Below are 25219 nucleotides of genomic sequence, written 5' to 3'. Positions count from 1 at the left end.
ATCAGTTGCGCTCCATGTCAATGTCAATACCCAACGAACGGATTTCTTTTACCAGTACGTTGAAGGATTCGGGCATGCCAGCATCAATTGTGTGCTCGCCCTTGACGATGTTTTCGTAAACCTTGGTACGGCCTGCGACGTCATCGGACTTCACTGTCAGCATTTCCTGCAAGACATATGAAGCACCGTATGCTTCGAGGGCCCAAACTTCCATCTCACCAAAGCGCTGACCACCAAACTGGGCTTTACCACCCAGCGGCTGTTGCGTTACTAAAGAGTAAGGTCCAGTTGAACGTGCGTGCATCTTGTCATCCACTAAGTGATGGAGTTTCAAGACATGCATGACACCAACCGTAACAGGACGCTCAAACTGATCGCCGGTCCGTCCATCGCACAGAATCATTTGCTGACGGGATGGGGTCATCTTCAAAGAAGTAGCGACTTCTTGTGGATAAGCCAACTCGAGCATTCTGCTGATTTCTGCCTCAGTAGCACCATCAAATACTGGCGTAGCAAATGGCAAGCCTTGGCGTAAATTCTCAGCCAACACAGTCACTTGCTCATCCGTAAAGTTGTCGATGTCTTCAATACGGCCTGTTTCGTTGTAAAGCTGCTTTAAAAACTTGCGGAGTTCAGCTTGTTTAGCATGCTCGCGAACCATCTCATCGATACGCTTACCAATACCTTGAGCCGCCCAACCTAAGTGGGTTTCCAAGATCTGGCCTACGTTCATACGAGAAGGAACGCCCAGCGGGTTCAAGACAATATCAACAGGGCGTCCGTCAGCCATAAATGGCATGTCTTCTGCAGGAGCAATTTTAGAAACCACGCCTTTGTTACCGTGACGACCGGCCATCTTGTCACCAGGCTGCAAACGACGCTTCACAGCTAAGTACACCTTAACCATCTTCGTTACGCCAGGCTGCAAATCATCGCCTTGCGTCAACTTGGTGCGCTTCTCTTCAAAAGCCTCATCAAATTGCTTACGCTTCGCTTCGATAGAAGATTTAATTGCTTCAATTTGAGCGGCAACTTCATCATCTGAAGGACGAATATCAAACCAATGGTACTTATCCAAATCATCAAGATAAGCCTTGTCAATTTTGCTACCTTTAGCTAACTTCTTAGGCCCACCGTTAACGACTTTGCCAACGAGCATTTTTTCTAAACGCATGAAGGCATCGCCCTCAACGATACGTAGCTGGTCATTTAAGTCCAGGCGATAACGTTGCAGCTCTTCTTGAATAATCGCTTGTGCACGGGCATCACGCTCAATACCTTCACGAGTGAAGACTTGAACGTCAATAACCGTACCAATCATTCCAGATGGAACGCGCAAAGAAGTATCTTTAACGTCAGATGCTTTTTCACCGAAGATCGCACGCAGCAACTTCTCTTCAGGTGTGAGAGTAGTCTCGCCCTTTGGAGTTACCTTGCCAACCAAGACGTCGCCGGCTTCAACTTCAGCACCAATGTACACAATGCCGCTCTCATCTAAACGGGAGAGTTGTGACTCAGCCAAGTTAGAGATATCGCGTGTAATTTCTTCTGAGCCTAACTTCGTATCACGCGCAACCACCGACAATTCCTCAATATGAATCGAGGTGTAACGATCGTCAGCAACGACCTTCTCAGAAATCAAAATTGAATCTTCGAAGTTATAGCCATTCCATGGCATGAATGCCACAGTCATGTTTTGACCTAAAGCCAATTCACCTAAATCGGTCGATGCGCCATCACCAACAACGTCGCCACGAGCAACACGGTCGCCCATTTGCACAATAGGACGCTGATTGATGTTGGTGTTTTGATTTGAACGGGTGTACTTGATGAGGTTATAAATATCCACACCTACTTCACCTGCAGCTGTCTCATCATCGTTTACACGAATCACAATACGGTTTGCATCAACATAATCGACAATACCACCGCGATTTGCCAACACTACGGTTCCGGAGTCCACTGCCACAATACGCTCTAAACCTGTTCCCACTAATGGCTTATCTGGACGCAAGCAAGGAACCGCTTGACGCTGCATATTTGCACCCATCAAGGCGCGATTCGCATCATCATGCTCCAAGAATGGAACCAAAGAAGCAGCAGCAGAAACGATCTGACTAGGCGCAACGTCGATGAAATCAATACGCTCTGGGCTCACCATCATGGTCTCGCCTGCTTGACGAGCAGAAACTAACTCATCAGCCAACTTACCATTTTTGTCGATCGTAGCATTAGCCTGAGCAATAACGTATTTAGCCTCTTCAATTGCGGAGAGATACATTACTTCATCGCTGACCTTGCTATTAGCAACCTTACGATATGGCGTTTCCAAGAAACCATGTTCATTCAAACGCGCAAACAAAGCGAGTGAGTTGATCAGACCAATGTTTGGTCCTTCTGGCGTTTCAATTGGGCATACACGGCCATAGTGGGTTGGATGCACGTCACGCACTTCGAAGCCTGCGCGCTCACGTGTCAAACCACCAGGTCCCAATGCAGAAATTCGACGCTTGTGCGTGATTTCAGACAATGGGTTGGTTTGGTCCATAAACTGGGACAACTGTGAAGATCCAAAGAACTCACGAATCGCTGAAGAGATTGGCTTACTGTTAATCAAATCATGCGGCATGAGGTTTTCTGTCTCAGCTTGGCCAAGACGTTCTTTCACCGCACGCTCTACGCGTGATAAACCTGCACGGAATTGATTTTCTGCTAACTCACCGACGCAACGTACACGACGATTACCTAAGTGATCGATATCATCCACTTCGCCTTTGCCGTTACGCAAGTCAACGAGGGACTTAATAGTCTCGAGAATATCTTCATTCGACAAGACCATAGGGCCTTCCATCTCTGAACGACCAAGACGGCTGTTAACCTTCATACGACCCACACGGGATAAATCGTAACTATCTTCGTTGTAGAACAAGCGCTGGAATAAAGCCTCTACCGCATCTTCTGTTGGTGGCTCGCCAGGACGCATCATGCGATAAATAGCGATACGTGCAGCCATTTGATCTGCAGTTTCATCAGTACGTAATGTCTGTGAAATGTATGCACCAGAGTCTAAATCATTGGTGTAAATAGTTTCTAATTGCTTGATGCCTGCATCGCGCAATGTCGCCAGCAACTCTTCAGTGATTTCATCATTAGCGTAAGCCAAGATTTCACCTGAATCCGGATCAATAGTATTGCGAGCAACTACACGGCCAACCAAGTAGTCGTCAGGAACAACGATATTTTTAGTCTTAGCTGCTTCGAGCTCACGGATATGTTTCGCATTGATACGCTTGTCTTTTTGAATGACTACAACGCCATTCTTATCGAGCACATCAAAGTTAGCTAACTGTCCACGCAAACGCTCTGGCACAAATTCCATTGCAGCGCCGTTGGCTGTCAATGCAAAGTGGTCAAAGTTAAAGAAGTTAGCCAAAATCTGCTCGTTGTTCAAACCAATTGCTTTGAGCAAAATGGTGACTGGCATCTTACGACGACGGTCAACGCGGAAATATAAAATATCTTTTGGATCAAACTCAAAATCGAGCCATGAACCACGGTAAGGAATGATGCGTGCTGAGAACAGTAACTTACCTGAACTATGTGTCTTGCCTTTATCGTGCTCAAAGAACACGCCTGGAGAACGGTGTAACTGAGATACGATGACGCGCTCTGTACCGTTAATCACGAAAGAACCGTTATCAGTCATGAGTGGTATTTCACCCATGTAGACTTCACTCTCTTTTACTTCTTTAACCTTGGTAGGCGCTTCGCGATCATAAATGATCAAGCGAACTTTAGCGCGCAAGGCTGAGTGATAGGTGTAACCACGTTGTTGACATTCTTTAACGTCAAATGGTGGCTGTGCCAATTGATACGACACATATTCCATGCGTGCGTAACCATTGTTGGACACAATTGGGAATGCTGAAGTAAAGGCAGCTTGAAGTCCCTCTGTAAGGCGAGACATGGCTGGCTTTTCAGCCTGTAAAAATTTAGCGTAGGATTCCAGCTGTGTTGCGATCAGGTACGGGACCTGGTGATTATTTACTCTTTTAGCAAAGCTTTTACGGACTCGCTTGCGTTCGGTGAAGCTGTAGTTCATTTCATCTCCGAATTCAGCGACTGTACAAAGATTTGGCGATTGGCCACTACCAATCACTGGCGGACAACACTCAATCGTTCAGATTCAGTGTCCGACCAAACTTGCATTCTGCAGTCGTATCAGAAGGCAAACCCGATTTCAATCAACAATGAAATCGGGTTTGACCACTAATGGTCAAACCCAACATAGCTAACGCTTCTTTTTGAGAAACGTTAGCAAAGTTTTTATTACTTAATTTCTGACTTAGCGCCTGCTTCGTCAAGCTTCTTCTTAGCTTCTTCAGCTGTCTTCTTATCAACTGCTTCTTTGATTGGCTTTGGTGCGCCATCCACTAAGTCTTTAGCTTCTTTCAAGCCAAGGCCAGTAATTTCGCGAACAGCCTTAATTACGGAAACTTTGTTTGCGCCAGCTTCGAGCAAGTTCACAGTGAACTCTGTTTGCTCTTCAGCAGCAGCACCGCCAGCAGCGCCAGCAGGACCAGCAACAGCCATAGCTGCAGCGGATACGCCAAACTTCTCTTCGAATGCCTTAACTAAGTCATTCAAATCCATTACGGACATACTGCCTACTGCATCAATGATTTCTTCTTTAGTAATCGCCATTTTTAGCTCCTAATACTTAAATAGTTAATCTGTCGCTTATTCAGCGGCAGGGGTTTCAACGTTTGGTTCTGCTGCAGCTGCAGGTTCTACACTTGCTTCTGGAGCGGCGGTTTCAGCAACAACTTCTGCTGGGGCTACTGCTTCAACAACAGGTGCTACGGCCACGGGAGCAGGTGCTCCTTCGGCTTTTTGTGCTGCTACTGCACCTAATACGCGAGCCATTGCAGATACTGGGGCCAACATCACGCCCAACAACTGCGATAACAACTCGTCGCGACTAGGAATTGCTGCTAAGGCTTTAACACCCGCTACATCTAACAATTTGCCGTTGTATAAGCCAGCAGTGATGACTAGCTTGTCTTGAGTTTTAGCAAAGTTCTGCAATACTTTTGCCGAGGCAATCGGATCAGCAGAGATGCTGTAAATCAAAGGACCAACCATCGAATCAGCAAGAGGCTCAAACGTAGTGCCTTGTGCAGCGCGGCGCGCCAATGTGTTCTTCAAAACGCGAAGATAGACACCTTGGTCACGTGCGCTAGCACGCAGCTTTGTCAACTGCTCTACTGGAATACCACGGTATTCAGCGAGCACGACTGTTTGGGCTCCTGCCAATTGAGCGCCGACATCAGCAACAATTGCTTTTTTGTCTTGTACATTCAAAGGCACGGTTTAACTCCTAAAAAACCAACTGTTTCCAGTTGGGGTTACACACCAGCGTCTGATCATTTGTCACAAAAAATCTTGTGAAATCTTTTCAGGGTCGCCATCTGCGCTGGTTGCTACTTTCGTAACGATTAAGAATTTGTCTAACAGCTACGCATTCACCAACGGTCTTTGATGTTCGACTCCTACCCGAAGATAAAAGTCGACCCAAAGTTCTTTTTGCTACAAACAAGGCATTATTTAAATTATTGCGCTGCCTGTATCGATGCTTGGTCTACACGTACGCCTGCACCCATAGTGCTGCTTACGGCAACCTTCTTTAAATAAATCCCTTTTGATGCCGGAGGTTTTGCTTTATTCAAAGCCTCAAGCAATGCCAACAAGTTTGATTTCAATGCAGCTGGCTCGAATGAACGACGACCAATGCTTGCATGCACAATACCGGCTTTGTCCACACGAAACTGCACTTGACCAGCTTTTGCATTCTTAACAGCAGTAGCTACGTCAGGAGTAACCGTTCCAACTTTTGGGTTTGGCATCAAGCCACGTGGGCCCAATACTTGACCTAAGGTTCCAACAATCTTCATGGTGTCTGGGGATGCGATCAAAATATCAAAGTCAATTTTTCCGCCCTTGATCTGCTCAGCCAACTCTTCCATACCAACAATTTCTGCACCAGCAGCTTTAGCTTGTTCTGCTTTTTCGCCTTGAGCAAATACTGCAACGCGAACATGCTTGCCTGTACCAGCTGGGAGTACAACTGCGCCACGTACAACTTGGTCAGATTTTTTAGCATCAATACCGAGCTGTACTGCAACGTCAATAGACTCATCAAACTTAGCAGTTGCACACTCTTTAACTAAGTTCAACGCATCTTCTAATGCATAAAATTTATTGCGATCGACTTTAGATTCGATTACTTTTAAACGCTTAGATAATTTTGTCATGATTAGAGACCTTCCACTGTGATGCCCATCGAGCGGGCGCTACCAGCGATTGTTCTTACAGCAGCATCCATATCAGCAGCTGTCAAATCTGGCATTTTTGCTTTTGCAATTTCTTCTGCTTGAGCACGGGTAATTTTTCCAACCTTATCGGTATGGGGGCGTGGTGATCCTTTTTCGATCTTCGCTGCCTTCTTAATCATGATGGTCGCTGGAGGCGTCTTCATGATGAAGGTAAAGCTCTTATCTGCAAATGCAGTAATCACCACTGGAATTGGCAAGCCTGGTTCCATGCTCTGAGTTTGAGCATTGAACGCCTTACAGAATTCCATAATATTGAGACCACGTTGACCCAAAGCTGGACCTACGGGTGGGGATGGATTTGCTTTACCTGCAGGGATCTGCAGTTTGATAAAGCCAATAATCTTCTTTGCCATGAATTGCTCCTAAAAGCGCGCCGAACTATATTCAGTAAGACCGCCGTTGAGTAAACGCTTCGCTAGTTTTTTGGCTTTCTAGCTCCGCTCCTCGGTTATTGCTAACCACTATTTAAAACTACTACTTTTACGTTGCACAACAGGGCTAAAGCCTTGTTTTATTACATCTTTTCTACTTGTCCGAACTCCAGCTCAACCGGAGTACCGCGACCAAAAATTGTAACAGAAACGCGTAATCTTGACTTCTCGTAGTTCACTTCTTCAATATTGCCGTTGAAATCTAAGAATGGGCCTTCCTTGACGCGGACCATCTCTCCCACCTCAAACAGGGTCTTGGGCTTAGGTTTATCCACCCCAGCCTGCATTTGATCCATGATTTTGGTCACTTCAGCTGTAGAAATTGGACTTGGACGATTTCTGACGCCGCCAACAAAACCAGTCACTTTTGGCGTATTTTTCACCAAATGCCAGCTTTCATCCGTCATTTCCATCTCAATTAGGACGTATCCAGGGAAGAAACGGCGTTCACTGACTGATTTTTGACCGGATTTGATCTCAACAACCTCTTCGGAGGGGACCAAAATACGACCGAATTTTTCAGGCATTCCAGAGCGATTAATCCGCTCCTCTAGGCCTTTTTTAACGCTTTTTTCCATTCCGGAATAAGCATGAATCACGTACCAGCGCATATTGCCGGTAGCTTGTGGATTTGAGACTAATTCAGCATCAATCATTTTTTCTTACTCACTTCCAGCCAAGAAAGACTGAAAAAACTAGCCATTCAATTAATTTGTCTGCAATCCACAAAAAGAGGGACATCACCAGAACAAAGCCAAATACGACCAGTGTCATTTGGTTGGTCTCTTTACGAGTCGGCCAAACAACCTTTTTTACTTCATACCAAGAATCTTTTGAGTAGGCAATAAAACGACGCCCATCCGGAGAAATCGCCACAATCAAAACTGCTGCAGCAATACCGCCAAACAATACAGCCAATCTAATCACCAAAGATTGATCGGCCAATGTGTAGTAAAGCACTAACGCGGCAACGACAACTAAAGCAGCGAGCCAAATGACCCAGCTGCTTTTTTCTTCAGAATTACTTGCTGTTTGTTGAGACATATTACTTTCAGTTCAAATCGTGGCAGGGGCGGAGGGCATCGAACCCCCAACCTTTGGTTTTGGAGACCAACGCTCTGCCAATTGAGCTACACCCCTTTATTAAAAAATTACTAAGCCAAAATCTTGGCAACTACACCAGCGCCAACAGTACGGCCACCTTCACGGATCGCAAAACGTAAGCCTTCTTCCATCGCGATGGGGGCGATGAGTTTTACAGTAATCGTAACGTTATCACCAGGCATGACCATTTCTTTATCTTTTGGCAACTCAATCGAACCGGTTACGTCCGTAGTACGGAAGTAAAACTGGGGACGGTAGTTGTTAAAGAACGGTGTATGACGACCCCCTTCATCTTTACCCAAGATGTATACCTCGGCAGTAAAGTGCGTATGGGGAGTGATTGAACCTGGCTTAGCCAATACTTGGCCGCGCTCCACTTCTTCACGCTTAGTGCCGCGTAACAAGATACCGACGTTATCGCCTGCTTGACCTTGGTCGAGCAATTTGCGGAACATTTCAACACCGGTGCATGTTGTCTTGAGTGTTGGCTTGATACCGATAATTTCAATCTCTTCGCCGACTTTAACAATACCGCGCTCGATACGACCTGTAACAACCGTACCGCGACCAGAGATGGAGAACACATCTTCTACTGGCATTAAGAACGCACCGTCAATAGCACGCTCTGGAGTAGGAATGTAGGTATCTAAAGCATCCGCCAATTTCATAATGGCTTCTTTACCCATTGGGCCTTCATCACCTTCAAGCGCTAACTTAGCAGAGCCTTGGATGATCGGAGTATCGTCACCTGGGAAGTCGTACTTAGATAAAAGCTCACGTACTTCCATCTCAACTAACTCTAATAGTTCTGCATCATCAACCATGTCGCATTTGTTTAAGAACACGACAATGTAAGGAACACCGACTTGGCGTGCCAAGAGGATGTGCTCACGGGTTTGTGGCATTGGGCCGTCTGCTGCAGAGCACACCAAAATAGCGCCGTCCATCTGCGCAGCACCAGTAATCATGTTCTTCACATAATCAGCATGTCCTGGGCAATCAACGTGAGCGTAGTGACGATTGGCTGTCTCATACTCTACGTGCGCAGTATTAATCGTAATACCACGGGCTTTTTCTTCTGGAGCAGCATCGATCTGATCATATGCTTTAGCTTCACCACCAAATTGCTTTGAGAGCACGGTAGCAATTGCTGCTGTGAGGGTAGTCTTGCCATGGTCAACGTGACCAATAGTGCCTACGTTTACGTGCGGTTTTGTCCGCTGAAACTTTTCTTTTGCCATTTTTTTGTCTGCCTTTATTAAACTCTTAAAACAAAAAACTACACAATATATAAAACTAAACTTGGTGCCCATGGGCAGGATCGAACTGCCGACCTCTCCCTTACCAAGGGAGTGCTCTACCACTGAGCCACATGGGCAAAACTTTTATGTTTTGCCGACTGAACTAATTTGCTGCGGTGTTATTTGGAGCGGGATAAGAGAATCGAACTCTTGACCGAAGATTGGAAATCTGCTGTTTTACCATTAAACTAATCCCGCAGTAATCTCACCAAACTACACTTACAACACCATCTATTTTCTGTACACACTTCTGATAAAAGGCATTTACTGCTTTTTACCTGGTGGAGGGGGTAGGATTCGAACCTACGTAGGCATAGCCAACAGATTTACAGTCTGCCTCCTTTAGCCGCTCGGACACCCCTCCGCGAACCCAATATTTTGACTCCAATCGGAGCTTCTGTCAATCTCTAAACGCTTTGCACAAGTAAAAACGCCCAGACCTGAAAGGGTCTGGGCGTCGCATTGGTGCCCGGCAGTTACCTACTTTCACACGGGTAATCCGCACTATCATCGGCGTAAAGTCGTTTCACTGTCCTGTTCGGGATGGGAAGGAGTGGTTCCAACTTGCTATGGTCACCGGGCGTAGAGGGTCGAACTGTTGATAAATCAACAGTTCTATTTGAGTAAGCATGTAATTTAGAGTGCAGATTAAATCTGGCAAACATCCAACACGATAGTGCTGGTTATAGGATCAAGCCTAACGGGCAATTAGTATCAGTTAGCTTAACGCATTACTGCGCTTCCACACCTGACCTATCAACGTTGTGGTCTTCAACGACCCTTTATGTAGGTTAAACCTACGGGAGATCTCATCTTCAGGCAAGTTTCCCGCTTAGATGCTTTCAGCGGTTATCTCTTCCGTACATAGCTACCCTGCGATGCTTCTGGCGAAACAACAGGTACACCAGCGGTACGTCCACTCCGGTCCTCTCGTACTAGGAGCAGCCCCCGTCAAATCTCCAACGCCCATGGCAGATAGGGACCAAACTGTCTCACGACGTTTTAAACCCAGCTCACGTACCTCTTTAAATGGCGAACAGCCATACCCTTGGGACCGGCTACAGCCCCAGGATGAGATGAGCCGACATCGAGGTGCCAAACACCGCCGTCGATATGAACTCTTGGGCGGTATCAGCCTGTTATCCCCAGAGTACCTTTTATCCGTTGAGCGATGGCCCTTCCATACAGAACCACCGGATCACTATGACCTGCTTTCGCACCTGCTCGACTTGTCGGTCTCGCAGTTAAGCACGCTTTTGCCATTGCACTTTAGGTACGATGTCCGACCGTACCAAGCGTACCTTCGTACTCCTCCGTTACACTTTGGGAGGAGACCGCCCCAGTCAAACTGCCTACCATGCACTGTTCCCGACCCGGATAACGGGCCAAGGTTAGAACCTCAAACAAACCAGGGTGGTATTTCAAGGTTGGCTCCAGCGAAACTAGCATTCCGCTTTCAACGCCTCCCACCTATCCTACACAGACCGGTTCAAAGTCCAATGCAAAGCTACAGTAAAGGTTCATGGGGTCTTTCCGTCTAGCCACGGGTAGATTGCATCATCACAAACATTTCAACTTCGCTGAGTCTCAGGAGGAGACAGTGTGGCCATCGTTACGCCATTCGTGCAGGTCGGAACTTACCCGACAAGGAATTTCGCTACCTTAGGACCGTTATAGTTACGGCCGCCGTTTACTGGGACTTCAATCAAGAGCTTGCACCCCATCATTTAATCTTCCAGCACCGGGCAGGCGTCACACCCTATACGTCCACTTTCGTGTTTGCAGAGTGCTGTGTTTTTATTAAACAGTCGCAGCCACCTTTTTATTGCAACCCTTTCGTCCTCCCCTTGTACAGGGTCAAACTACCAGGGCGTACCTTATCCCGAAGTTACGGTACAAATTTGCCGAGTTCCTTCTCCTGAGTTCTCTCAAGCGCCTTAGAATACTCATCTCGCCCACCTGTGTCGGTTTGCGGTACGGTCTTGTTAAACTGAAGCTTAGAGGCTTTTCTTGGAACCACTTCCAATTGCTTCGTGAATAAATTCACTCGTATCACGCCCTTGAATTACGCTACCGGATTTACCTAATAGCCATCTCCAACGCAAGAACCGGGACATCCAACACCCGGACAACTTTCCGCGATCCGTCCCCCCATCGCATTTAACAATGGTCCAGGAATATTAACCTGGTTCCCATCAGCTACGCATCTCTGCCTCGCCTTAGGGGCCGACTCACCCTGTTCCGATGAACGTTGAACAGGAAACCTTGGGCTTACGGCGAGGGGGCTTTTCACCCCCTTTATCGCTACTCATGTCAGCATTCGCACTTCTGATACCTCCAGCATCCTTTACAAGACACCTTCACAGGCTTACAGAACGCTCTCCTACCATCACATTGCTGTGATCCGCAGCTTCGGTTATATGCTTAGCCCCGTTACATCTTCCGCGCAGGACGACTCGATCAGTGAGCTATTACGCTTTCTTTAAAGGATGGCTGCTTCTAAGCCAACCTCCTGACTGTTTTAGCCTTCCCACTTCGTTTCCCACTTAGCATATATTAGGGACCTTAGCTGGCGGTCTGGGTTGTTTCCCTCTTGACACCGGACGTTAGCACCCGATGTCTGTCTCCCGTGCTTGCACTTGTAGGTATTCGGAGTTTGCTATGGCGCAGTAATCCGCAATGGACCCCACTACCATGACAGTGCTCTACCCCCTACAGTGATACACGAGGCACTACCTAAATAGTTTTCGGAGAGAACCAGCTATTTCCAGTTTTGTTTAGCCTTTCACCCCTATCCACAGCTCATCCCCTAACTTTTCAACGTTAGTGGGTTCGGTCCTCCAGTACGTGTTACCGCACCTTCAACCTGGCCATGGATAGATCAACTGGTTTCGGGTCTACACCCAGCAACTAGCGCCCTATTCGGACTCGCTTTCGCTACGCCTTCCCTATTCGGTTAAGCTTGCTACTGAATGTAAGTCGCTGACCCATTATACAAAAGGTACGCAGTCACCCCTTACGAGGCTCCTACTGTTTGTATGCACACAATTTCAGGATCTATTTCACTCCCCTCCCGGGGTTCTTTTCGCCTTTCCCTCACGGTACTTGTTCACTATCGGTCGATTACGAGTATTTAGCCTTGGAGGATGGTCCCCCCATATTCAGACAGGATTTCACGTGTCCCGCCCTACTTGTCTCTAGCCTAGTACCACCCAATAATTTTCACATACGGGACTATCACCCTTTATTGTCGGACTTTCCATTCCGTTCTGTTAATTACTGAGCTATCACTAGAAGGCTGTTCCCATTTCGCTCGCCACTACTCTGGGAATCTCGGTTGATGTCTTTTCCTCTCGCTACTTAGATGTTTCAGTTCACGAGGTTCGCTTCTCATACCCTATGTATTCAGGTATGGATACCACAAAAGTGGTGGGTTTCCCCATTCAGAAATCCCCGGATCAAAGCTTATTTACCAGCTCCCCGGGGCTTATCGCAGGTTATAACGTCTTTCGTCGCCTGTAATCGCCAAGGCATCCATCATGTGCACTTATTCACTTGATCCTATAACGAGCACCATTGCTAGCAACCGTTACAGGTTTTACTTCTACATCTGACATGTTTGCCGTAATCCAAACTATAAGTACGTATTAAAGAACTTTTAAAAACTCGTTTGTATTACTGATTGATGATTCAATCTTTACCCAAATTACATTGTCTAATGCTCTCTCAAAGAAACATTAGACACTTTGCTTACTCAAATTTTTAAAGAACAGCCATAAATGACAAAACTAAACAATTAAGAAATTGCTTAGTTTTGACATTTAGATGATGGTGGAGGATGACGGGATCGAACCGACGACCCCCTGCTTGCAAAGCAGGTGCTCTCCCAGCTGAGCTAATCCCCCAACGTTCCACTAAGTCTTGTTTCTGGCTGGTGGTGGGTCTGGTAGGACTTGAACCTACGACCCCTGCGTTATCAACACAGTGCTCTAACCAGCTGAGCTACAGACCCGTGGCTTTTATTGTCAACCGATAAGTGTGGGCACTAAAGCTCCAGCATCTTTCTCTAGAAAGGAGGTGATCCAGCCGCACCTTCCGATACGGCTACCTTGTTACGACTTTACCCCAGTCATGAACCCTGCCGTGGCAGTCGCCCTCCTTGCGGTTAGGCTAACGGCTTCTGGCAAAACCCACTCCCATGGTATGACGGGCGGTGTGTACAAGACCCGGGAACGTATTCACCGCGACATTCTGATCCGCGATTACTAGCGATTCCAGCTTCACGTAGTCGAGTTGCAGACTACGATCCGGACTACGATGCATTTTCTGAGATTAGCTCCCCCTCGCGGGTTGGCAACCCTCTGTATGCACCATTGTATGACGTGTGAAGCCCTACCCATAAGGGCCATGAGGACTTGACGTCATCCCCACCTTCCTCCGGTTTGTCACCGGCAGTCTCTTTAGAGTGCTCTTGCGTAGCAACTAAAGACAAGGGTTGCGCTCGTTGCGGGACTTAACCCAACATCTCACGACACGAGCTGACGACAGCCATGCAGCACCTGTGTTCACTTTCCCTTACGGGCACCTAATGTATCTCTACTTCGTTAGTGACATGTCAAGGGTAGGTAAGGTTTTTCGCGTTGCATCGAATTAATCCACATCATCCACCGCTTGTGCGGGTCCCCGTCAATTCCTTTGAGTTTTAATCTTGCGACCGTACTCCCCAGGCGGCTGACTTCACGCGTTAGCTACGTTACTCAGGATGAAAATCCCGAACAACTAGTCAGCATCGTTTAGGGCGTGGACTACCAGGGTATCTAATCCTGTTTGCTCCCCACGCTTTCGTGCATGAGCGTCAGTGTTATCCCAGGGGGCTGCCTTCGCCATTGGTATTCCTCCACATATCTACGCATTTCACTGCTACACGTGGAATTCTACCCCCCTCTGACACACTCTAGCTATACAGTCACAGGCGCCATTCCCAGGTTAAGCCCGGGGATTTCACGCCTGTCTTGTATAACCGCCTGCGCACGCTTTACGCCCAGTAATTCCGATTAACGCTTGCACCCTACGTATTACCGCGGCTGCTGGCACGTAGTTAGCCGGTGCTTATTCTTCAGGTACCGTCATTCCCGGACTGTGTTAGAGCCGGTGTTTCTTCCCTGACAAAAGAGCTTTACAACCCGAAGGCCTTCTTCACTCACGCGGCATTGCTGGATCAGGGTTTCCCCCATTGTCCAAAATTCCCCACTGCTGCCTCCCGTAGGAGTCTGGGCCGTGTCTCAGTCCCAGTGTGGCTGATCGTCCTCTCAGACCAGCTACTGATCGTCGCCTTGGTGGGCTTTTACCCCACCAACAAGCTAATCAGGCATCGGCCGCTCTAATCGCGCGAGGTCTTGCGATCCCCCGCTTTCCCCCTAAGGGCGTATGCGGTATTAGCACAGCTTTCGCTGCGTTATCCCCCACGATAAGGTACGTTCCGATGTATTACTCACCCGTTCGCCACTCGCCACCAGGTACAAGTACCCGTGCTGCCGTTCGACTTGCATGTGTAAGGCATGCCGCCAGCGTTCAATCTGAGCCAGGATCAAACTCTTCAGTTTAATTCCTGTGATCCTTGCGGATCGTCGCACTCATTCAAAAGAAATTGACTTGGTAATAAAACCAAATCTTTTTACTGTCTATGAGTACTATTTATTTACATCTGTCCCGAAGGACTGGATGCTTTCACTTAGTACCCACAATTATCGGTTGACTAATTTTTAAAGAGGGCTGACTTGTTGTGTATTTCAAATAACATTCAGCAGAGAGATGAGACTATAGCGTACTTCTACAGGGTCGTCAATACCTTTCGTAGTCTTTTTCCTTAAAAACACCCCGTTTTTTCTGATATTGAAAATTAATCTATTAAAAACAATGCTTTAGATCTTAAGAAATTTTTATATTTTTGAGTTTTATAAATTACTTTATGGATCACTCACTCTCTTTTTTGTTTTTTATTTCTTTTGAAGATGCGCACTAAAACCACGGGAAAACCCTTATATTTCTGCTAATATGTTGCTATGCACAATAAATTAGTGAATGATCACTTACCTGAAAAGCCTTATGAATCTGGCGGGTTAGTACCAATTCGTGAGCTACATGCTGGTCATAGGGAAGCAATTCTGCGCCATCTTTTATTGCTAAATAAAGAAGATCGGCATCTGCGCTTTGGCACTCAAACTTCTGATGCTGTGATTGCCAGCTATGTAGAGCATCTTGACTTTAATAGAGACGCTATATTTGCTAGTTTTGATACTCAGCTCAAGATTGTCGGCATGGCGCATTTAGCCTATTTACCAAAGCTTAAGGACACTGATCAAGCAGCTGAATTCGGGGTTTCAGTACTTAAGTTGGGACGCGGGCAGGGTATTGGCTCGGCTTTACTAGCGCGTGCTGCAATGCATGCACGCAATACAAACATTAAAACGCTCTTTGTTCACTGCCTTGCAAATAACAAAGCCATGATGCATCTCGCAACAAAGGCGGGTATGCGTGTTGAATATGCTTATGGGGATGCTGACGCCTATCTGACATTGCCAGCAGCTCACTCTGGAACCATCATAGAAGAAGCTGCCAATAAACAGTGGGGCGATTTTGACTACGCACTTAAAGAAAACTTTAAACGCTCAAGAGATGCCTGGTGGTGGCCTTTCAAAAGACCTGTTACAGCAATTTAATTCGCGCTAGGTGCGCCACGCAGTATCCAACTTGTCAATAAAGATAAATCTGCGTCGCCCAACTTAGCGTTGCCAGGCATAGGTACAACACCCCAAGAACCTGCGCCACCCTTTTGAATTTTATTCTTCAAAAATAAATGTGCACTTGGGTCACCTGCATATTTTTTGGCAACCTCTTGAAATCCAGGTCCTACAATTTTTTTATTAATCGCATGGCAGCCTAAACAAGCATTTTGTTTTGCCAATGACAATGCGCGTGCATTTTCATTCGGGATTTGTGCGCTACATACGCCACAAAATAACAAGAAAAAGACACAGCACGCGTTGCGGTGTAGCTGCAAAAAATTCATGGCATAAATGCGCTATGTAAAATTACTGAAGTGGCGCAGTGCTAGGCTGCGACTCATCTGCCTTACCTTGTTTTTCTAAACGTAATTTTTCTTGCTCAGAAATAATATCAAAGTAAGCAAATACCTCTTTCACACCATTCGTAGTGCTCGCTACTTTTTTTGCAATGGCTGCTTCGTTTTGAGTCAACATACCCATGAGATAAATGCTGCTACCTTCTGCAATCAATGACATCGAATTGGATGGCAACTTATCTGTGAAAATCATTTGTGCTTTTACTTTTGACTCCAGAAAAGAATCGTTCGCGCGGGCAGTGAAAGTGCTATTAGGCCCAATAATAATTTCGTTAAATACAGAACGCGCGTTCTTCATTGCTTTGGCATATGCACCTGCCTGAGCTTTAATGTCTGCGTCCTTGGCCTCGCCTGTCAGCAGTACTTTCTGATTAAACGAGGTCACATTAATATGTGCATTATCGCCAAATCGTTTTGATAGCGCGCTACCAGCCTCAAGCTCAATACCTTTGTCTATTGCCTGAACAGCGGGGGAGCGACGATCTGCCATGATTGCAATGCCCCCCACTGCACCAGCAGATGCAGCACCCACCGCAACAACTGCGCAGGCAGAAAGTTGTGACAACACTACTGATGCAATCATTAGTTTACTTAAGGATGAAATTCGCATGGGTATGTTTTCTAAAATAGATTGAAAGATATGATCAATCGAGCAAAAGGTGATCAACTCCATCACATATAGCGTGAAGCAAAACCAGATGGGTTTCTTGAATACGTGCAGTGCGAGTAGAGGGGGCGCATAAATGAATGTCGCCGGCATCTAAGAGGCCCGCTATTTTTCCACCATCGTTACCAGTTAGCGCAATAATTTTAATGCCCAGTTTTTTTGCAGCCTCAATAGCCTGCACTACATTTTTTGAATTACCCGAAGTTGAAATGCCTAGCAAAATATCACCCTGCTTTCCAAGACCACGAACTTGTTTAGAAAAAATTTCATCGTAGCTGTAGTCATTACCAATAGCCGTCAAAATAGAGGTATCTGTAGTCAATGCTATTGCTGCTAACTCTTGACGCTCACGCTCGAAACGTCCAATTAATTCAGCAGCAAAATGCTGAGCATCCGCAGCAGATCCGCCATTACCGCAGGCCATCACTTTGCCGCCAGCGCGCAAACACTCCGTTATCGCAACAATGCCGTGCGCAACCTGTTCAGGAAGCATCTTTTCGGCTGCTTGCTTTACGGCAATGCTATCTAAAAAATGCTGGGATGCACGGGCGCTTAGACGTTCAAGAGTATCTTTATCCATCGTAATATTATGCGCCAAAGTCGGCATAGGCTGTTTGACTTGCCGTCGCATTCAAAAGCAACGTATTCTCTTGCTTATTGATACTTTCTACATAAAAGATATCCCCATGGAATTAAGTTCGTTCGACTTTTTAAAACAACAAGATATGCCAACTGGGGCCCTATATATGGTTGCCACACCCATCGGCAATCTGGGTGACATTACCTTACGTGCATTACATATTCTCAACCTAGTTGATGGGATTGCCTGCGAAGATACTAGACATAGCGCGCCCCTTCTCCAACATTTTGGAATTCATAAAAAATGCCTGGCATTGCACGAACACAATGAACTGGCTGGCGCACAATCTGTAATTCAACACCTGAGCAAACATGAGCGCTGGGCCTATATATCAGACGCTGGCACACCCGGAGTCTCTGATCCAGGCTCCCGGCTCGTCAGTGCAGTGCGGCAGGCTGGCTTTCGAGTCATTCCCGTTCCCGGGGCAAGCGCAGTCTCCACAGCCATTTCAGCTAGTGGCTCTGTCATGCTGTCATCAGAAGGGCGTTTTCAGTTTCTTGGGTTTTGGCCCAATAAAACAAAAGAGTGCGAGATGCTTATTCAAGATATTCGCTCTAACTCAAAAACCAGTATCTTTTTTGAGTCACCCCACCAAATTTCTGAAACACTCTTAAGCCTTTGTAAGCATCTTGAGTCTGATCGTCAAATCGTTATCGGTAGAGAGCTGACGAAAAAGTTTGAACAGCTCGTGGCACTATCTGCTGCCGATATTCCACAGTGGCTTGAAAAAGCTGAGAGCCTGAAAGGCGAATTTATTATTTTGGTAGCAGGCCGCCAAGCCAACAATGATGAGGCTCCAGAGCATGCGACCCTGTTGCTTTGGGCAAATGTACTGGCTCCTTACTTAGGGAGTAAAGAGATTGCTTCTGTGCTGGCACAAATTTTAGGCATCAGTAAAAAAGAAGCCTATCAAGTTGCACTTGATGCAAAAGCAGAGAACATTAAAGAATAAAAGCTGGCCTAATGCCAGCTTTTATTGAGTGCATAGAAACTATTGCGAAAGTTATTTCGCTTCAGGGGCAGCGGGTACTGGCGCTTTAGGCTCTGACAGCTTACCACCGGCAGAGTTCACTACATACACCACTGAGCGTCCTAACTCGTAATCGCTGGTATCGGTAGGATTTGCGCCGCCGCGTGCAGGCATGGCGCCTTTTCCTTTAATCACCGAAGTTAACAAACCATCGTATCCCTTACCAAGACGGGCAGACCAAGCTCCTGCATCGCCAAATTTTGGCGCACCAGCAGCGCCGGATGCATGGCATGAAGAGCAAACTGCCTTATATACCTGCTCACCCGTTTGAAATTCACGTGGAGCGCTGGCGTCCTTGAAGTTGAGTTGGGCCACAGGCTTGATCAAGAGCTCCGTAGATGCTCCAGAATCTGCAATGCGTTTACCGCTATTTACATATACCAATAACAACAAAATAATGATTAGTGGCACGAAAAAGCATGCAAATACCATAATGATGAGTTGTTTAGGGGTCTTAATGATGTTTCCGTGTGCTTCGCTCATAGGACTTTTTTATTTGACGAGTTAGTGTTGTTTGGCCAAGATTATAACGAGAGGGCGGGGTTTAGGCACTTACAATAGCGAGGTTAACGTTTTTCATGAGGCGCCCGTAGCTCAGTGGATAGAGTATTGGCCTCCGAAGCCAAGGGTCGCAGGTTCGATTCCTGCCGGGCGCACCAAAATGAGGGTGTTTTTGACCTAGCGCATGCGAAAAACTGTGAATAAGTCTATCATTCCTGGTTAACTTATTGATTCTTATCATGACTAATCACTTAAATCCTTCGCTCTCCGAGCCGTCGATGGCCAATCCTTTGGCTCCGCATCTGCCATTGCCACACCGCAAAATCATTCGTAGCTGGCTGATTCCCATGGCTCAAGGGCAAACAGCAAAGGCTTTGATGCTGCTCATACTCGATGCTGCTTTATGGCTAGGCTGTATTGCTGGAACGATTTTTGTGGAAAGCGTCTTGCTTAAAATAGTCTTTGGCGTAATCGCAGGCTTTGTAACTGGTCGGATTTTTATTTTGGGTCATGATGCTTGTCATCAAAGTTTTACCCCGCATCGTGAACTTAATAAAGTGTTAGGTCGAATTGCCTTCTTACCGTCCCTGACGCCATATAGCCTATGGGATGTAGGGCATAACGTGGTGCATCATGGTCAGACCAATTTAAAAGGTTTTGACTTCGTATGGGCTCCGCTATCCAAGGCGGAATTCGATGCCTTACCAGGATGGCGCAAAAGTCTAGAGCGACTTTATCGCAGTGGCTGGGGACCAGTCTTTTATTACCTTATTGAAATTTGGTGGAGACGTGAGTATTTTCCAAACGCAAAGAACAAACCCGGTGACCGCCCGATTTTCCTTAAGGATAATTTACTGGTATCTGCCTTTGCTGTTGTGTGGATCGGCTGTCTGATCGCTGGCGCCCTAGCAACTGGCCAATCGGTTTGGATCGGCTTAATCATTGGATTTGCTATTCCCTTTCTATTCTGGAACGGCATGATTGGGTTTGTGGTCTATGTTCACCATACCCACACATCGGTATCTTGGTATGACAAAAAATCAGAATGGTTACGTGCCCAGCCTTTTGTATCGACCACTGTCCATCTAACCTTTAACTGGATTTGGGGCTCTTTAATGCACCATATCATGGAACATACAGCTCATCACGTTGACATGAGTGTGCCTCTTTACCGCCTTCAGGAGGCCCAAAATACCCTGGAAACCATCCTTCCAGAGCGTATTTTCATTCAAAAGTTCTCTTGGGAATGGTATTTTGAGACGGCTCGTAAGTGCAAGCTCTATGACTTTGAGAATAAGTCTTGGCTTGACTTTGATGGCAATAAAACAGCGGATTCCATCCGAGTTGTCTTGAGCCCAGCTCCAGTAGCGCAAAACGGTTAAAATAGACTTTCTGTAATTGATTTGGCTTACCCGGATTGCCCATGACTACCTCGACTCCTGCTGCTACCCAAGACACTTCCCAGAGTCTGAAATTTTGTTCTTCTTGCAGTCGCGAGAAGCGCCTGGAAGGTGGCACATGGATTCCGACCAGTAATCGTAAACAGCGCTGGATTTGTGCAAGCTGTTTATTTAACCGTACTCACCGTACCGGATCCGCCAAGACTTAATTCTCAGTTAGGTTATTCACCTTTAGTTTTGCTTCTCCTACCTTTCATTGTTAGATTGGTATATTTTCGATTATGAAAAATCAAGACACCTTTATGTTCGCACAATCCCATGAATGGGCAAGCGAAGATGACGGCCTCATTTGGGTAGGCATTAGCAACCATGCCCAAGAAGCATTAGGTGATGTGATGTTTTTTCAGGCACCCGAAATAGGTCGGCAGGTAAAACAAGGTGAGGCTATTGCTGCAATTGAATCTGTCAAAGCTGCGAGTGATATTCATGCGCCAATCAGCGGAGAAATCGTTGCTATCAATGCAGAGATGGACTCATCTCCTGAAATCATTAATGAAAAGCCTTATGCGGTTTGGCTTTTCAAAATTAAGCCCGAATCTAACGATACTCTTCATGCCGAATTAGCCAGCTTAATGAATCTTGAGCAATATAGCGCAACTGTAGGCAGCTAAATCGTAATTGGATCGCGCTCAATGAGCCAACGGATGCGAGATGCTTTACTAATACGCCCCTGAGAATGTTGGCGTAATTCTTGATCAACAACTTCAAGCACCTCTTGTAAGGCCTTTCGATTCTGAGACTCAATGACCAATTGGGCGCGCTCAGATCCAGCAACGCGCATCACTGGTTTTGCTACGGGGTCGTATACCTTAAGTTCTTTTGTAATGAGCCCCCTGGCTTTTAATACGCTCTTTAGCTCAAGCAAAAATTGGATGGCCTTTTCTAAGTTTTTACCCTCGGCATGTATCAGTGCTTGATAAGAGTTTGGAGGTAACTTTGCCTCCTCTCTTTCGCGGGCTGTGAATGCTAAAAATCCATCCACATCGTGGCGCAATAAATACTGAAAAACCGGAGACTCTGGATACTGAGTCTCAATGTATATTTCTCCGCCCGCCTCTAGCTCGGTGCCTGCTCTGCCAGCACGCCCCGCCACTTGTACTAGTTGCGCAAACAATCTTTCTGCTGCTCTAAAATCTGCTGAGAACAAACGGCTATCTGCGTCTAATACCGCCACTAGCCCTATGTTTTGATAGTCATGGCCCTTGGCAATCATTTGGGTTCCGACAATAATATCTACATTTCCGTTATGAATTTCTTGAAATAAGGCTTCTGCCCCTTTACTCTTTTTTGTAGAGTCGGTGTCCACTCGCAGTACTCTTGCCTGCGGCCACATATCTTCAATAGCATCTTCCAATTTCTGTGTTCCATGTCCTAGGGTTTTTAAGTCGGCATTACCGCAGTCTGGGCAAAAGCGAGGAATCTGTTGTACTAGGCCGCAATGATGGCAACTCAATACCGGTCTATTTCCCAACGCTCCTGCCTTATGCATTACGGCATAAGTTGAGCATTGTGTGCACCTCGATAACCATTGACAAGCACTACAACTTAATACTGGCGCATAACCTCGACGGTTAATCAGTATCAAGCTTTGTTTCTTAGTTGCTAAATTTTTAGTAATTGCTTGAGCCAATGTTTTCGTGATGAGACTTTTTTGCGTTGGCGCTCCAAGATCTCCGGGACTAAATTGATGTTGCGGATCTCGCGTATTAATTAGATTTACTTTAGGCAGGTTTGCACCTTGTGCGCGCTGATCCAATCTAATATATTCATATCGGCTAGACTGTGCAGCAATCCAGGTCTCGAGTGATGGCGTAGCTGAAGATAATAAAATAGGAATGTGCAAATCATGTGCTCGCCAAATTGCTAAATCTCTTGCAGAATATCGTATTCCATCTTGCTGTTTATATGAAGAGTCATGCTCTTCATCAACCACGATTGCACTGAGATTTGGCAGGGGAGTTAAGGCTGCAAGTCGGGTACCTAAAATAATTTTAGCCTTTCCTGTCATTGCCTCAAACCATGCGATGCCTCTTTTCTTCTCACTCACATCACTATGTAACACCACCATCTTTTTATCTGGGAAGTATGCTCGCACCCGCCTCTCTAATTGTGGGGTCAAATTAATTTCTGGCACTAGTATGAGCACTTGTGCATTTGCATCTTCCAAAATACTGGCTAGCCAATTTAAAAATACGGCTGTTTTACCGCTACCTGTCTGGCCTTGCAACAATATCGCCCTAAATTTTTTTCCACTTTTCTCATCCAACAGTAGATCTTGGAGCGCCTTTTTTTGACCTGAATTTAGTTGTTCCTTTGAAATGAAGCCTTCAGATGTCGTCTCTTTATCTAAGCCTTGCTTTTTCTCCGCGGCCTCTATTTTTTTTACTATCTTGCCCCACTCATCGGGTTTTTTCCACATCTGTGGAATAGCTGGCAGAATTGTTTCGCCTAGCGCATGGACGTAATATTGGCTTGCAAAGTTCATCATGCGCAATAGCCCGGGGTCCAATGACGGTAAAGGTGCTAATTGAGAAATGGATTTCAATTTGTCCATTTCAAAAGCTGAGTGATCGCTAACTCTTATAACTACTCCTACCCCGCTTGATCGTCCGAACGGAACTTCCACTAAACAGCCAACTTCAGGTAATTTGCCTAATTTTTCAGCATCCCACAAGTAATCAAACCCCTGGGCTAGGGGCTTATCAAGCACTACCTGGACCACAATGGGTTTAAGAGTCATTTACTCAAGTTTCTGGCTTTGCTTGTGGATAAGTCTGTGGATATCATTTACAAAACATCCTATGTCTACTTATTTTATAGGAATGTCTTCCTAAGCTTTTATTATCTATTTTTAATTTATTCTTTATAAATCAGTTACTTATATAATTTATTAAAAGTAGATATTGAATATTGCTTCCAATCCCCCTGTATTAGTAACTCTGCACCAATATGTGCATAACTTTTGTTACAACGGCTACTAAGTTAGCGCCTACTTGGGAATATTACCTTGCCCTGAGGACTTTTGACCTTGAAATGACTGCTTCGCATAAGGCCGTGACGCTCTCAGGGGGCGTGAACTGGTTAATGCCATGACCAAGGTTGAAAATATGACCGTCAAGGGGATGGAGGCCCGGCTTTAAAGTAGGGGATTTCGCTAGGTCGTCCAGTAGGGCTGAAGCCGCTACTTTGATTTGGCTTGGCTCAGCAAAAAGAATCAATGGATCGAGATTGCCTTGAAGGGCCAAAGGCTTATTAATATCTAAAAGTTGTTTGCGGGCACGGCCAAGCGGCATTGTCCAGTCGATAGCGATGACATCTGCCCCAGCTTGTGCCATATCGTTTAACCAAATACCGCCACCCTTAGTAAACATGATGATGGGGATTTTTCTACCCTCATACTCGCGCGGCAATAGTGCAATCACTTTTTGCATCGCCGCCAGAGACATGCGCTGATACCAGCCATCAGGCAGTAAGCCTCCCCAAGTATCAAAAATCATCAGGGCCTGAGCACCCGCCTTGACTTGTTCTGTTAAGTAAGCAGCAACAGACTGTACGTTAATTTCTAGAATGTATTCCAGTAAATCAGGGCGACTAAACATCATTGTTTTGGCATGACGGAAATCATCGGAGCCAGAACCATCAATCATGTAGCAAGCAAGTGTCCATGGGCTACCGGAAAAACCAATCAGCGGCACGCGTTGCTTGCCATCCTGAACTAATGCTTTCCGAATTTCTGAAACGGCATCAAAAACATACTTGAGCTCATTCATATCTGCAACGCGTAATTTTTTAACAGCCTCTTCCGTGCGAAGTGGGTGTTCAAAGCTAGGGCCTTCGCCCGCAGTGAATTTCAACCCCAATCCCATTGCATCTGGAATCGTCAGAATATCTGAGAAAAGAATCGCTGCATCTAATGGGTAGCGATCTAAAGGCTGAAGCGTTACTTCAGTTGCATAACTGGGGGTTTTTGCAAGCCCTAAAAAGCTACCTGCTCTCGCTCGAGTAGCGTTGTATTCTGGGAGATAGCGGCCCGCCTGGCGCATAAGCCATAGTGGCGTTTGATCCACTGCTTCACCTAAGCAAGCTTTTAAAAACCGATCATTTAACAACAATTGGGTGGCCCGTTTTTTATTTCTTACGACGCAAGCGAGCAATCGCTGCTAACTGTGCAGCAGCCATGGCAAACTCTGATTGGGCTAAAGCCAAATCAAAGTCTGTGCCACGATTCTGCATTGCTTCCTCAGCACGCTTCTTCGCTTCTGTGGCCTTTGCTTCATCAAGGTCATGACCACGAATGGCAGTATCTGCTAAAACAGTCACATGGTCAGGCTGAACTTCTAAATAGCCGCCCGCTACGAATACAAATTCTTCATCGCCATCGGCTTTTTCAATACGAACTGAGCCTGGACGAATACGTGTAATCAACGGAGTGTGACCGCGCAAAATACCAAGCTCGCCGTTTTCACCGGGAAGCGCAACAAACTTTGCTTCACCGCTGAAAATAGATTGCTCGGCACTTACTACATCGACGCGTATGGTTGACATAATT

Annotated in this window: 19 protein-coding genes, 7 tRNA genes, 3 rRNA genes and 1 pseudogene; 6 read left to right on the top strand and 24 right to left on the bottom strand. The window is 46.2% G+C overall.

Annotated features, from left to right (window positions below):
• Position 1: 1 nt before the first annotated feature.
• From rpoB to DCO16_RS00155, 17 genes and pseudogenes are all read right to left on the bottom strand, one after another.
• On the bottom strand, positions 2–4102 hold the full coding sequence (gene rpoB / locus DCO16_RS00235) for a DNA-directed RNA polymerase subunit beta (RefSeq protein ID WP_173941806.1): 4101 nt from the start codon (positions 4100–4102) through the stop codon (positions 2–4).
• Between the two features lie 227 nt (positions 4103–4329).
• Positions 4330–4704, bottom strand: a complete 375-nt coding sequence (gene rplL, locus DCO16_RS00230) for a 50S ribosomal protein L7/L12 (RefSeq protein WP_173941805.1) — start codon at positions 4702–4704, stop codon at positions 4330–4332.
• Between the two features lie 126 nt (positions 4705–4830).
• Positions 4831–5370, bottom strand: a pseudogene (gene rplJ, locus DCO16_RS00225) (50S ribosomal protein L10); the annotation flags it as partial.
• Positions 5371–5612: 242 nt separating this feature from the next.
• Positions 5613–6314: a 50S ribosomal protein L1 gene (rplA, locus tag DCO16_RS00220; RefSeq protein ID WP_173941803.1), complete on the bottom strand. Its 702-nt coding sequence runs from the start codon at positions 6312–6314 to the stop codon at positions 5613–5615.
• Between the two features lie 2 nt (positions 6315–6316).
• Entirely contained in the window at positions 6317–6748 is a 432-nt protein-coding gene (gene rplK / locus DCO16_RS00215; RefSeq protein WP_011901890.1) for a 50S ribosomal protein L11, read from the bottom strand.
• Positions 6749–6909: 161 nt separating this feature from the next.
• On the bottom strand, positions 6910–7482 hold the full coding sequence (gene nusG, locus DCO16_RS00210) for a transcription termination/antitermination protein NusG (protein ID WP_173941802.1): 573 nt from the start codon (positions 7480–7482) through the stop codon (positions 6910–6912).
• Positions 7483–7492: 10 nt separating this feature from the next.
• On the bottom strand, positions 7493–7870 hold the full coding sequence (secE, locus tag DCO16_RS00205; protein WP_173941801.1) for a preprotein translocase subunit SecE: 378 nt from the start codon (positions 7868–7870) through the stop codon (positions 7493–7495).
• Positions 7871–7890: 20 nt separating this feature from the next.
• Positions 7891–7966: transfer RNA gene (locus DCO16_RS00200), tRNA-Trp, on the bottom strand.
• 14 nt (positions 7967–7980) lie between these two features.
• Complete coding sequence (gene tuf / locus DCO16_RS00195) at positions 7981–9171, bottom strand: elongation factor Tu (protein ID WP_173941800.1); 1191 nt, start codon at positions 9169–9171, stop codon at positions 7981–7983.
• 62 nt (positions 9172–9233) lie between these two features.
• A tRNA-Thr gene (locus DCO16_RS00190) sits at positions 9234–9308 on the bottom strand.
• 47 nt (positions 9309–9355) lie between these two features.
• Positions 9356–9429, bottom strand: a tRNA-Gly gene (locus DCO16_RS00185).
• A gap of 81 nt (positions 9430–9510) precedes the next feature.
• Positions 9511–9595: transfer RNA gene (locus DCO16_RS00180), tRNA-Tyr, on the bottom strand.
• A 103-nt stretch (positions 9596–9698) separates the two neighbouring features.
• Positions 9699–9812, bottom strand: a 5S ribosomal RNA gene (rrf, locus tag DCO16_RS00175).
• A gap of 106 nt (positions 9813–9918) precedes the next feature.
• Positions 9919–12792: ribosomal RNA gene (locus DCO16_RS00170) — 23S ribosomal RNA — on the bottom strand.
• Between the two features lie 268 nt (positions 12793–13060).
• Positions 13061–13136, bottom strand: a tRNA-Ala gene (locus DCO16_RS00165).
• Between the two features lie 30 nt (positions 13137–13166).
• Positions 13167–13243 (bottom strand) — tRNA-Ile (locus DCO16_RS00160).
• A gap of 58 nt (positions 13244–13301) precedes the next feature.
• Positions 13302–14834, bottom strand: a 16S ribosomal RNA gene (locus DCO16_RS00155).
• Together the 16S, 23S and 5S rRNA genes with 5 tRNA genes alongside form the textbook arrangement of a ribosomal RNA operon.
• Positions 14835–15293: 459 nt before the next feature.
• Between DCO16_RS00155 and DCO16_RS00150 the strand changes: the two genes are divergently transcribed.
• Positions 15294–15950 carry a GNAT family N-acetyltransferase gene (locus DCO16_RS00150; protein ID WP_173941799.1) on the top strand — a complete coding sequence of 219 codons (657 nt, stop codon included), beginning with the start codon at positions 15294–15296 and terminating at the stop codon, positions 15948–15950.
• Here the strand turns inward: DCO16_RS00150 and DCO16_RS00145 are convergent.
• The 3 genes from DCO16_RS00145 to DCO16_RS00135 are packed head-to-tail and all read right to left on the bottom strand — an operon-like array spanning position 15947 to position 17619.
• Positions 15947–16300, bottom strand: coding sequence for a c-type cytochrome (locus tag DCO16_RS00145; protein WP_173941798.1), 354 nt, complete (start codon positions 16298–16300; stop codon positions 15947–15949). The genes DCO16_RS00150 and DCO16_RS00145 overlap by 4 nt on opposite strands.
• A 22-nt stretch (positions 16301–16322) precedes the next feature.
• Positions 16323–16982 carry a BON domain-containing protein gene (locus DCO16_RS00140; protein WP_173941797.1) on the bottom strand — a complete coding sequence of 220 codons (660 nt, stop codon included), beginning with the start codon at positions 16980–16982 and terminating at the stop codon, positions 16323–16325.
• Positions 16983–17016: 34 nt separating this feature from the next.
• Positions 17017–17619: a phosphoheptose isomerase gene (locus DCO16_RS00135; RefSeq protein WP_173943706.1), complete on the bottom strand. Its 603-nt coding sequence runs from the start codon at positions 17617–17619 to the stop codon at positions 17017–17019.
• Positions 17620–17725: 106 nt separating this feature from the next.
• Between DCO16_RS00135 and rsmI the strand changes: the two genes are divergently transcribed.
• Positions 17726–18631, top strand: coding sequence for a 16S rRNA (cytidine(1402)-2'-O)-methyltransferase (gene rsmI, locus DCO16_RS00130; RefSeq protein ID WP_173941796.1), 906 nt, complete (start codon positions 17726–17728; stop codon positions 18629–18631).
• Between the two features lie 51 nt (positions 18632–18682).
• On the opposite strand, the gene DCO16_RS00125 is transcribed toward rsmI, so the two are convergent.
• Positions 18683–19192: a c-type cytochrome gene (locus tag DCO16_RS00125; protein ID WP_173941795.1), complete on the bottom strand. Its 510-nt coding sequence runs from the start codon at positions 19190–19192 to the stop codon at positions 18683–18685.
• Positions 19193–19292: 100 nt separating this feature from the next.
• Here DCO16_RS00125 and DCO16_RS00120 point away from each other — a divergent pair.
• The 4 genes from DCO16_RS00120 (at position 19293) to gcvH (ending at position 21281) form a co-directional block, all read left to right on the top strand.
• Positions 19293–19368: transfer RNA gene (locus DCO16_RS00120), tRNA-Arg, on the top strand.
• Between the two features lie 81 nt (positions 19369–19449).
• The gene (locus DCO16_RS00115; RefSeq protein ID WP_173941794.1) at positions 19450–20592 is read left to right on the top strand and encodes a fatty acid desaturase; all 1143 of its coding nucleotides are present in this window, start codon (positions 19450–19452) and stop codon (positions 20590–20592) included.
• Positions 20593–20633: 41 nt separating this feature from the next.
• Complete coding sequence (locus tag DCO16_RS00110) at positions 20634–20819, top strand: hypothetical protein (protein ID WP_173941793.1); 186 nt, start codon at positions 20634–20636, stop codon at positions 20817–20819.
• Positions 20820–20891: 72 nt separating this feature from the next.
• Positions 20892–21281 (top strand): glycine cleavage system protein GcvH, encoded by a 390-nt coding sequence (gene gcvH / locus DCO16_RS00105; RefSeq protein ID WP_173941792.1) that lies wholly within the window; start codon positions 20892–20894, stop codon positions 21279–21281.
• Here the strand turns inward: gcvH and priA are convergent.
• From priA to DCO16_RS00090, 3 genes are all read right to left on the bottom strand, one after another.
• Positions 21278–23410 (bottom strand): replication restart helicase PriA, encoded by a 2133-nt coding sequence (gene priA / locus DCO16_RS00100; RefSeq protein WP_173941791.1) that lies wholly within the window; start codon positions 23408–23410, stop codon positions 21278–21280. The two genes, gcvH and priA, sit on opposite strands and share 4 nt — an antisense overlap.
• 262 nt (positions 23411–23672) lie before the next feature.
• Entirely contained in the window at positions 23673–24782 is a 1110-nt protein-coding gene (hemE, locus tag DCO16_RS00095; RefSeq protein WP_173941790.1) for a uroporphyrinogen decarboxylase, read from the bottom strand.
• Between the two features lie 16 nt (positions 24783–24798).
• On the bottom strand, positions 24799–25215 hold the full coding sequence (locus DCO16_RS00090; protein WP_173941789.1) for a F0F1 ATP synthase subunit epsilon: 417 nt from the start codon (positions 25213–25215) through the stop codon (positions 24799–24801).
• Between the last annotated feature and the right edge of the window lie 4 nt (positions 25216–25219).

The organism is Polynucleobacter antarcticus (assembly GCF_013307245.1).
GTDB lineage: Bacteria > Pseudomonadota > Gammaproteobacteria > Burkholderiales > Burkholderiaceae > Polynucleobacter > Polynucleobacter antarcticus.
Note: the sequence above shows the minus strand (reverse complement) of the source record. Positions and strands in the feature narration are given on the sequence as shown.